The organism is Bifidobacterium sp. MSTE12, assembly GCF_000513015.1.
Classification (GTDB): domain Bacteria; phylum Actinomycetota; class Actinomycetes; order Actinomycetales; family Bifidobacteriaceae; genus Bifidobacterium; species Bifidobacterium dentium.
Map to the genome: position 1 here is coordinate 1 of NZ_AZYA01000016.1, position 8,354 is coordinate 8,354.

General features: G+C 62.2%; 8 protein-coding genes. 6 read left to right on the forward strand and 2 right to left on the reverse strand.

Features of this window, described 5'->3' with window-relative positions:
• The 3 genes from HMPREF1494_RS04490 to HMPREF1494_RS04500 form a co-directional block, all read left to right on the forward strand.
• On the forward strand, window positions 1–1,012 hold a 1,012-nt coding region (locus HMPREF1494_RS04490; RefSeq protein WP_034520133.1), incomplete at its 5' end, for an isopeptide-forming domain-containing fimbrial protein.
• A gap of 79 nt (window positions 1,013–1,091) precedes the next feature.
• Window positions 1,092–2,084, forward strand: coding sequence for a class C sortase (locus tag HMPREF1494_RS04495; protein WP_231495319.1), 993 nt, complete (start codon window positions 1,092–1,094; stop codon window positions 2,082–2,084).
• Window positions 2,081–3,079: a Cna B-type domain-containing protein gene (locus HMPREF1494_RS04500; protein WP_231495320.1), complete on the forward strand. Its 999-nt coding sequence runs from the start codon at window positions 2,081–2,083 to the stop codon at window positions 3,077–3,079. The genes HMPREF1494_RS04495 and HMPREF1494_RS04500 overlap by 4 nt, the downstream gene beginning before the upstream one ends.
• A gap of 512 nt (window positions 3,080–3,591) precedes the next feature.
• On the opposite strand, the gene HMPREF1494_RS04505 is transcribed toward HMPREF1494_RS04500, so the two are convergent.
• Both HMPREF1494_RS04505 and HMPREF1494_RS04510 read right to left on the reverse strand, forming a co-directional pair.
• Window positions 3,592–4,782, reverse strand: coding sequence for a sensor histidine kinase (locus HMPREF1494_RS04505; RefSeq protein WP_034520143.1), 1,191 nt, complete (start codon window positions 4,780–4,782; stop codon window positions 3,592–3,594).
• On the reverse strand, window positions 4,752–5,399 hold the full coding sequence (locus HMPREF1494_RS04510; protein ID WP_231495321.1) for a response regulator transcription factor: 648 nt from the start codon (window positions 5,397–5,399) through the stop codon (window positions 4,752–4,754). Before HMPREF1494_RS04510 ends, HMPREF1494_RS04505 begins: the two co-directional genes overlap by 31 nt.
• 312 nt (window positions 5,400–5,711) lie before the next feature.
• On the opposite strand from HMPREF1494_RS04510, the gene HMPREF1494_RS04515 reads away from it, so the two are divergent.
• Genes HMPREF1494_RS04515 through HMPREF1494_RS04525 form a run of 3 tightly spaced genes read left to right on the forward strand, consistent with a single transcriptional unit; the run spans window position 5,712 to window position 8,141 of the window.
• The gene (locus HMPREF1494_RS04515; RefSeq protein WP_034520150.1) at window positions 5,712–6,422 is read left to right on the forward strand and encodes an ATP-binding cassette domain-containing protein; all 711 of its coding nucleotides are present in this window, start codon (window positions 5,712–5,714) and stop codon (window positions 6,420–6,422) included.
• On the forward strand, window positions 6,419–7,864 hold the full coding sequence (locus HMPREF1494_RS04520; RefSeq protein WP_034520154.1) for a hypothetical protein: 1,446 nt from the start codon (window positions 6,419–6,421) through the stop codon (window positions 7,862–7,864). The genes HMPREF1494_RS04515 and HMPREF1494_RS04520 overlap by 4 nt, the downstream gene beginning before the upstream one ends.
• Window positions 7,851–8,141 (forward strand): hypothetical protein, encoded by a 291-nt coding sequence (locus HMPREF1494_RS04525; RefSeq protein ID WP_034520157.1) that lies wholly within the window; start codon window positions 7,851–7,853, stop codon window positions 8,139–8,141. Before HMPREF1494_RS04520 ends, HMPREF1494_RS04525 begins: the two co-directional genes overlap by 14 nt.
• The last annotated feature ends 213 nt before the right edge of the window (window positions 8,142–8,354 follow it).

An 8,354-nucleotide genomic window follows, 5' to 3' on the forward strand; every position in this document is an offset into this window, starting at 1 on the left:
GAAGTCCGACGTCCCGTCCTTCGAGAAGAAGCTGAAGGATACCAACGACACCACCGGTGAGACTTCCGACTGGCAGGATTCTGCCGACTACGACATCAACGATGCCGTCCCGTTCAAGCTCGAAGGTACCGTGGCTTCCAACTACGCCAGCTACAAGACCTACTACTTCGCCTTCCATGATGTCGAGGAGCGGGGCCTGACCTTCAACAAGAACTCCGTCAAGGTCTATGTCGACAACACCGCGATTACCAGCGGCTATACGGTCGTGACCGAAGGCCTGGCCGACGGTTGCACCTTCGAGGTGAAGTTCGCTGACCTCAAGCAGATCTCCGCCGTCAAGGCCGGTTCCAAGATCCGCGTCGAGTACACCTCCAAGCTGAACGAGAACGCCGTCATCGGCGAGCAGGGCAACGTGAACAAGGCCAAGCTGCAGTATTCCAACAACCCGAACGATGAGCAGGGCGGCGAGAACGGTCCGACCGGCGAGACCCCGTGGGACAACGTCATCGTGTTCACCTACAAGACCGTCATCAACAAGGTCGACGACGAGAACCAGCCGCTGAAGGGCGCCGAGTTCACCCTGAGCAAGAAGATGAAGAATGGAACCACCACGACCGTGGCCGTCGTGAAGGACAGCGAAGGCACCACCTTCACCTTCAACGGCCTGGATGACGGCGACTACGTCCTGTCCGAGACCGTGACCCCGGCCGGCTACAACAAGATCGACGACATCACCTTCACCGTGACCGCCAATCATGCGATCGAATGGGACGGTACGGGCCGCACCGATGTGCTGACCAGCCTGTCGGGTGATAAGAAGTCCGGTTCCGCCGAATTCACCATGACCGCCAGCAAGGCGGACGGTTCCTTGACCTCCAGCGTGGTCAACAAGCCGGGTTCCTCCCTGCCGGAGACCGGTGGCATGGGCACCATCGTGCTGTACGCTGCCGGTGCCGTCCTGGTGATCGCGGCCGGCGTGTACTTCGGTCTCAAGAAGAAGAACGCTCGCTGAGCGAACTGGTGTGATGTGATTCATGGAGCGGTCCGAATCGTTCGGGCCGCTCCATGGTCACCGACACGGCGAGGAACGTATGAGTCGGCACAGGGTACGGAAAGCCAAGGCGAGCCTGGGATCGCGGATCATGTCCGCGTTCTTCGCGTTCGTGCTCGTGGCGGGGTTGGTCCTGCTGGCGTATCCGAGTGTCGCGAACTGGTGGAACCAGTTGCACCAGTCACGGGCCGTGGCGACCTACATCGCGCAGAGCAAGGATTATTCCAAACAGCAGCGCAAGGTCATGATCGCCATGGCACGCCAATATAATGCGCAGCTTTCGCAGCGGGCGTTGCTAAGCAAGAGCGAGAACGAGAACGACCGTTGGGTCATGACCGATGCCGAGAAACGGTATTACGAGAGCGTGCTCGACATCACCGGCACGGGTGTGATGGGCTACGTGACCATCCCCAGCATCAAGGTGCGCCTGCCGATCTACCACGGCACCGACGAGGGCATCCTGCAGATTGCGACCGGCCATATCGCGGGCAGTTCGTTGCCGGTGGGCGGCGAGTCCACGCATGCGGTGGTGTCCGGGCATACCGGACTGCCCAGTGCCAAGCTTTTCACCGGCCTGGACAAGCTGAAGAAGGGCGACACGTTCGCCTTCCATGTGCTCGACCAGACCTACACGTACCGGGTGGACCGGATCAGCGTGGTCCTGCCGAAAGACCTTTCAAAACTGAACGTCGAGTCGGGTATGGATTACGCGACCCTGGTGACCTGCACGCCGTACGGCGTGAACACGCACCGTCTGCTGGTGCGCGGGCACCGCATCGCGAACCCGGATGCCGCCGACACGACCGACTATGACGCGCGCATCCGGCTGATGAGCGCGATCATCATCACCACGACGCTGCTCGTGCTCACGGCCATCTTCTCGTGGCTGGCCTGGACGACGAGACGCTACCTCGCGCAGAAGAGGGCGATGCGGCCGATGCCGTTATCGGGGGAGCCATGGGACGACGTGGCCGGCATCGCGGACCCGTTGAACGACAACCAACGCCGACATGCAAAGGAATGGCGAAAATGAACAATCACGATAACGGCCGTGTTCGCGGCCTCTTTCACGCAGTCGCGATGATTGTGGCGTTCGTGTGCGCCGCGGCCTGCGCCCTTGCGGTCGCGCTGGGTGCGGGCGTCGCCGTGGCGCATGCGGACGAGACGGGGCGGGCCGGCGGGACCGGCACCATCGAACTGAAGTACGAATACCAAGGCGAGTCGCTCGAGGGCGACGGGGTGAGCCTGTACCGCGTGGCCGATTGGGACGGCGGCGCGTTCACGCTGCGCGACGAGTACGCCGACGCCGACTTCGGCACCGACGCGCGCGGCTGGGACGGTCTCATGGACGACCTGAAGGATGGCAAGGCCAGTGCCGAACAGTTCCAGGCGGCCGCCAACACGTTGGACGCGTACGTACGCGCCGAGGGCATCGAAGCGACGCAGACCGGCACCATTTACGGGCTGGGCGCCTCCTTCTCCGGCGTGGACAAGGGCCTGTACCTGGTGGTCTACGACCGTTTCGAGGACGCCGTGAAGACGTGCGGCTCCTCCGCGAGCCTGGTGTCCGTGCCGTCCAACGAGAACGGCGAGCTCGTGTCGGACGTGAAGGCGTATTCCAAGAGTTCGTGCGAGGCGACTCCGGAGAGCCCGGAGACCACGCGGGTGGACGTCACCAAGGTATGGAAGGGCGACACGCAGCAGGCGCGTCCCGGGTCCATCCAGGTGCAGCTGATCCGTGACGGCGAGGTGTACGACACCGCGACATTGGCCGCCGGGAACAATTGGAAACATTCGTGGAGCGGCCTGGATGCCTCGCATGACTGGCTCGTCAGGGAGAAGAACGTGCCGGAGGGTTACGTGGTGGCCGTCGAGCGTGACTCGACCGATGTCACGATCACGAACACCGCGACCAAGCAGGCGAGTACCGGCTCGAACGTGATGGTCGTGGCCGGGCTCATGGTCGCTGTGGCGTTGGCGGCGCTGGTGACGCTCGCCATAGTCCGCACACGCCGCAACCGGGATTGATACACGACATTACACTATCCGAACCGCTATGAAACCGGCCCGTTCCCTGTGTAACTTGCGAGAACGGGCCGGTTTCGCATCTCCGGATCGAGCGCCTCCTTCTTACGATGGCAGGCCATTGCCGCGTGAGGTTTCCATTCCTGAAGGGTGAACGGTGATATGAACGGGTGCGACATCGGAGGATACAGCCTATGCAAGCCCGCTACTGAGGGGGCAAGCCGACGCCGGCGGCATGACGGTTGGAGGAACGACACCATAGTGGCCGGATTCCTCGTACATGTCCGCTGGTGGGCGTTGCGGCGTGCGGATATGCGTGACCTTTCTGGACGGGGAACCGACGCCACGTGCGAGGAGAAACGCGAAGAAGTCATACTGCCATGTATCAAGACGCTGACCGGAGAAACTCATTGGATGCATCGTGCCCCAGCGGATCAAAGTCTATTGGCTCCAACCTTTTGACGAACATTCCGAGCGTGGCGCGAGTATGAAGGCCTTGGCCTGCCTTTTGGTGTTCACGCTTGCGGGGAATGTTTCGGGATGTGTGCCTTCAACGTCCATACGTCGTCCTCCAGGCTGGTCGACAGCGTGCCGCCAAGGGTGGCGATGATATGACGGTGGAGCTGCAGGCCACGTCCTGATACCGTACGGTCGTCGGGACGGCACATGTTCATCTGCACCAGACGGATTCCGTCATCGCTGACGGCGAGCTCAAGGGAGAATCCCCCGTCGGTCGGCGAGGCATGGGCCCGGATGTTGGAATACACCTCGGCGAGCAGCGAGACGATCTCGTCCGCCACCGCCATTGGGAGCACGGCATCCGGATCGATGGTGACGCTGGCGGAACCCTCGAAGCCATGCCTGCGCAGTTCGGCCTGCCTGGCCTCGACCAAGCCGCGGATTGTCTGCCCCCACCCGCCCGGTCTCGTACAGGAGGCGGGATCCGGTCCGGTTTGCCCCCGGAGTATGTCGATGACCTCGTGCGCGCAGGAGACCGATTCACGGGTCTTGTCCCGGATGGATGTCAGTAGCAGGCGCTCGTCGGGGTCGCTGCACGACAGGAGGTGCGCCTCGCAAAGCATGCCGATCGATGCGAGGTTATTGGTCAGGTCATCGTGCAAACGTCTGGCGAGACGCATGTTGCGTTCCAATATCGCGATGCGCTCCTGGGTGGTCCGCAGGCGGAGTCGCTGTTCGCGTGCGGTATCGTCAAGCCGGTGCCTTCTGAGCGCGTATCCCGCGACCGTGGCCGCGATCTGCATGACGAGCACCGCGATGACCGCGCGTGGCTCGCTTGTATCCCGCAGGATCGTCAGGGATAGGAGCAGCACGTTGCAGGACTGCGCCAGCAGCGTCATCCACGGGGACAGCAGGAAAGAGAGCACGCCCCAGACCAGGCAGGAGCTGAACAGCAGGTCGGAGGCCGAACCGGTCGGTAACCAGACGAGTATCCACCAGTAGACGATGAGCAGCAGGCCCGCCGTTTTTGGTCTGAAGGGCAATGCGCCGCACAGCAGGACGTATGGGATGAGCGGGATCCATGACCAGCCATCCGCCAGATTCCCGCCGACGGCCGTGAAGTACAGGTCTGCGAGCATGGCGCAGCAGCAGGCCGTCAGCATGAATCTCCTGCCGGGCACATCCATGCCGCCGTTCATGTCCCGCCCCGTCATGGTCAGTGCCTCGGCCTGCTCAGTTCGAGCCACATCGACACCAGCTGGACACGGTTCCTGGCCCCGAGCTTCTCGCAGGCCCGCTGCAGGTAGGTGTTGACGCTCGCCACGGTGAGCCCGGTCCGTTCGGCGATGAGTGTGGACGTGTTGCCCTGCCGGCATAGTTCGATGATTTCGATCTCCCTGCCGCTAAGACGGGCGATTCCCGTTTTCGGCTCCCGGAGGATCCGTGCGAATGCCTGGGCGGCGGTCGGGAAACGAAGCCCCTCGAAAGATCCCGTGCCTCCCGTGGAGGCGAGCCTGATCGTGTCCTGCAGGCCCTGGAGATCGTTCTTGCTTACGATCGCTTGGGCTCCGGCCGTGGCGGCGTCGGCCGCATACTCGTCAAGGGGGAACGAGGTCATGGCCACCAGGCTCGTATGACGGTCCCTTTCGCGTATCGTCCGTATGACGGAGACGCCATCGATATCGCCCATGGACATGTCGACCAGCAGCACGTCGGGCCGTTCGCCCGTCACGCATCGTGCGATCGCCGTGTTCGCGTGTTCCGTCATCCACGCCAGCGTGATGCCGTCGAGCGTCTGATCCAGGTACGCTTTCAGGGCGCACAGGGCGAACCTGTCGTTGTCCACGACGCCAAGGGTCTTCATGCGTATGCCCATTGCCTCGAACATACCTCCCGATCGTATCCAACCGATGATAGCAGCGGGACCCGGTGTACGCCGTGAGACAAGAGACCGATGCGCCTCGTCTGATTTCATATGACACCCGTTTGCGCGGGCATGCTCCGGGCGCATACGCTCACCATGACGAGCCGGCCGAAGGAGGTGAGACTGATGCTCGATTGGTATTGGGTGCAGTGGGGAATCGAGGCCGTCGTCGAATGCAGGACCTGACGGTTTGCCAAAACGTCCCTGTCCGCGGATTCGAAGCGGGTAGGGACGCATGCATAGGAGGGAATCATGCTGGACATACGTGACGTTTCATTCGGCTACGGGCGTCGCGGCGAGGTGTTGCGATCCGTGTCCCTGCACGTCCCGCAGGCGAGAATCGTGGGAATGATCGGTCCCAACGGCTCCGGGAAAACGACCCTGATCAATCTGGTATGCGACGTGCTCGACCTGCGGGAGGGGAGCATCACCATGCTCGGCCGGAAGCATACCTCCGCAGAGGCCAAAACCGGCATCATGCATGTGGGAGGCAACGATGATGTGCCAGCGTTCCTGACCGGATGGGAGTATGTGTCCACCCTCGCACGGCTGTACGGCGTGCGTGCGGATCGCTCCGAGGTGGGCCGCATGTTCGCCCTGTTCGGCATGGAGGGCGTGCAGGACAGGCTCATCGACTCATATTCGCATGGCATGAGGAAAAAGACCCAGCTGTGCTGCGCGTTCCTATTGCACTGTCCGTTGACCATCGTGGACGAGACGCTCAACGGCATCGACATAGACGCCTGGTACCTGTGCGTCGAACAATTCCTTCGCATGCGTGGGAGGGGTCTGTCGATGCTGATATGCAGCCACGATTTCGCATTGCTCGAACGGACCACGGACCAGATCGTGCTGTTGCGCAACGGGCGTATGAGCGCGCCCCTGCCCACACGGTCGATAATCGACGGGTACGGCGGAATCGCCGAATGGTACCGTGCCAGGACATTGGAGGCCGAACCATGACGGGAAAGGCCCGTGCCGGAATCATCCGGTTCATGGTCGTGTCCACGCTGCTGATGAGGTTCTTCCGGCGTACGCTGATCCAGTACGGGGCGTTGCGCAGCGGGATGGTCCGTTGGTCGCTGACGGCTTTGGCCGCCGCCTGGATGGTGTTCAGTTGCGTCGTGGCGTATTTCTTCCTCCGACCGTTGGGCGCCGATCGGGACAAATGGTCGATGATGCTCGACCTGTCATGGGTTTCCACGATCCCATGGGTCATCGGCGTGTTCCTCTTGGTGAAGATGCTGTTCTCCAAAGCCGACGGCGCGCTCAGGATCGTCAGCGGTCTGCCCGTCACGGGCATATTGCGTGGGCTGACGATCAAGGCGAGCGAGATGGGTGTGGTGCTGGCCGCCGTGACGGTGTCGGTGTTCTCCATATCCGTCTCACTGCTATTGTCAACCGGGGTCGATGCGATCGGCCTGGCCTGTTTGCATCTCCTGCTACCGGCCCTGCTGCTGTACGCCATGCTGAGCCTGGCATGGGATCTGATCGGTCGTGCGATGCGCATGCTCGGACTGCCGCAGTTCGCGTCGGTGACGGCGATCTGCGGCTTGGTGGCCATGCTGGTCGGCTATGCGATGCTCGTGCTGCCTTTGGTGATGGACATCCAGGAACGCTGGCTGGGTGGGGATGATGCCATCCTATGGGCCACGGTGGTCGGTGACCTAGCCGTCCGGATCGGCGGACTGCCCACGGGAATCGGCGCATCGGCACTGCTCCTGGCCGTCACGCTTGCGGACGTGGCGGTCTCACCGCCCCGATACCGCGAGCAGGCGGACTATCTGCCCATCCACTGCCCCGCGGCCGGACGGGGTGATATCACCATGTTCGCCGCGTACGTGCTTCGGTCCAAGGACACGTTCCTAGAAAGCATCCTTGCCGCCGCCCTGGCCATCGTGCTATGCGTGCGGGGCGATACCGGATTCGCCACACTGCCCGCATGCATCGTCACGTTCACGGGCCTGTCCCAGTTCGCCAACGGCATTGTGGCGATATGGAACCTGCACCGCGGATCGGCCGCATACACGTATCTGTGCATGATCTGCTCGCAATTGGCCGTATACGTTCCGATATGGCTGGCCATAAGCCTGCTCACCCTGCCATGGGGTGGGCCGACCCCGCTTGGCTGCCTCTACTCGCTTGCCGGCATCGTCGCGGGCTCCATCGTCTGCACGATGCTGGGAATCGTCTTCCCGATGACGAAACACAATCCACTCACCACCATCGTGGGGCTCGGATCCTTCGCGCTTGCCGGAACCCTCCTGCTGTTCGCCATAGGTCTGCTCGATCTGCGTGGGCCGATCCTTGCCGTCGTGCTCGTCGCGATACTGGCGGCGATGATCCTTTACTCCATCCTCGGCATACAAACCCATCAAAGGAGCATGCGATATGAGCATCGCTAAACATATCCTCATGACGATCTGCGCGGGCACCGTCCTCTGGCTCATGATGCTGGTGGGAGGGCTCGTCTGGGCGATGCTCTCCACGCCAGGCAGACAGCAGCATACGGACGCACTCTGGGGGGCTGTCTACTTCGAAACGAGACCCTCGACGAACGGGATCATGATGCAATTCGGATTGGGCAGCCCGCGATCCGCCCTGATGCTGCTACTCGCGTGCCTTGCGGTATGCGCCGTGGCAGGTCTGATCGTGAGGGTCTCCATCAAAGGGCATGCATGACCATTCATGAACTGGTGCATGCATGCCTGTTGTCCTGGCGTAATCCGGACATGCGGGTGTCCATTTCGACGGACTGGTTACGTGATGGCCTACAGGAAAGCCCCGCTGCCGATGCTCCAGGCTCTTGCATGCGCCGTGCTTGGACCGTGCGCGGGCCATGTGCCTGACGGGATTATATGGCCCATCCTTCGTCCGGACAGTGATGATTGGCGA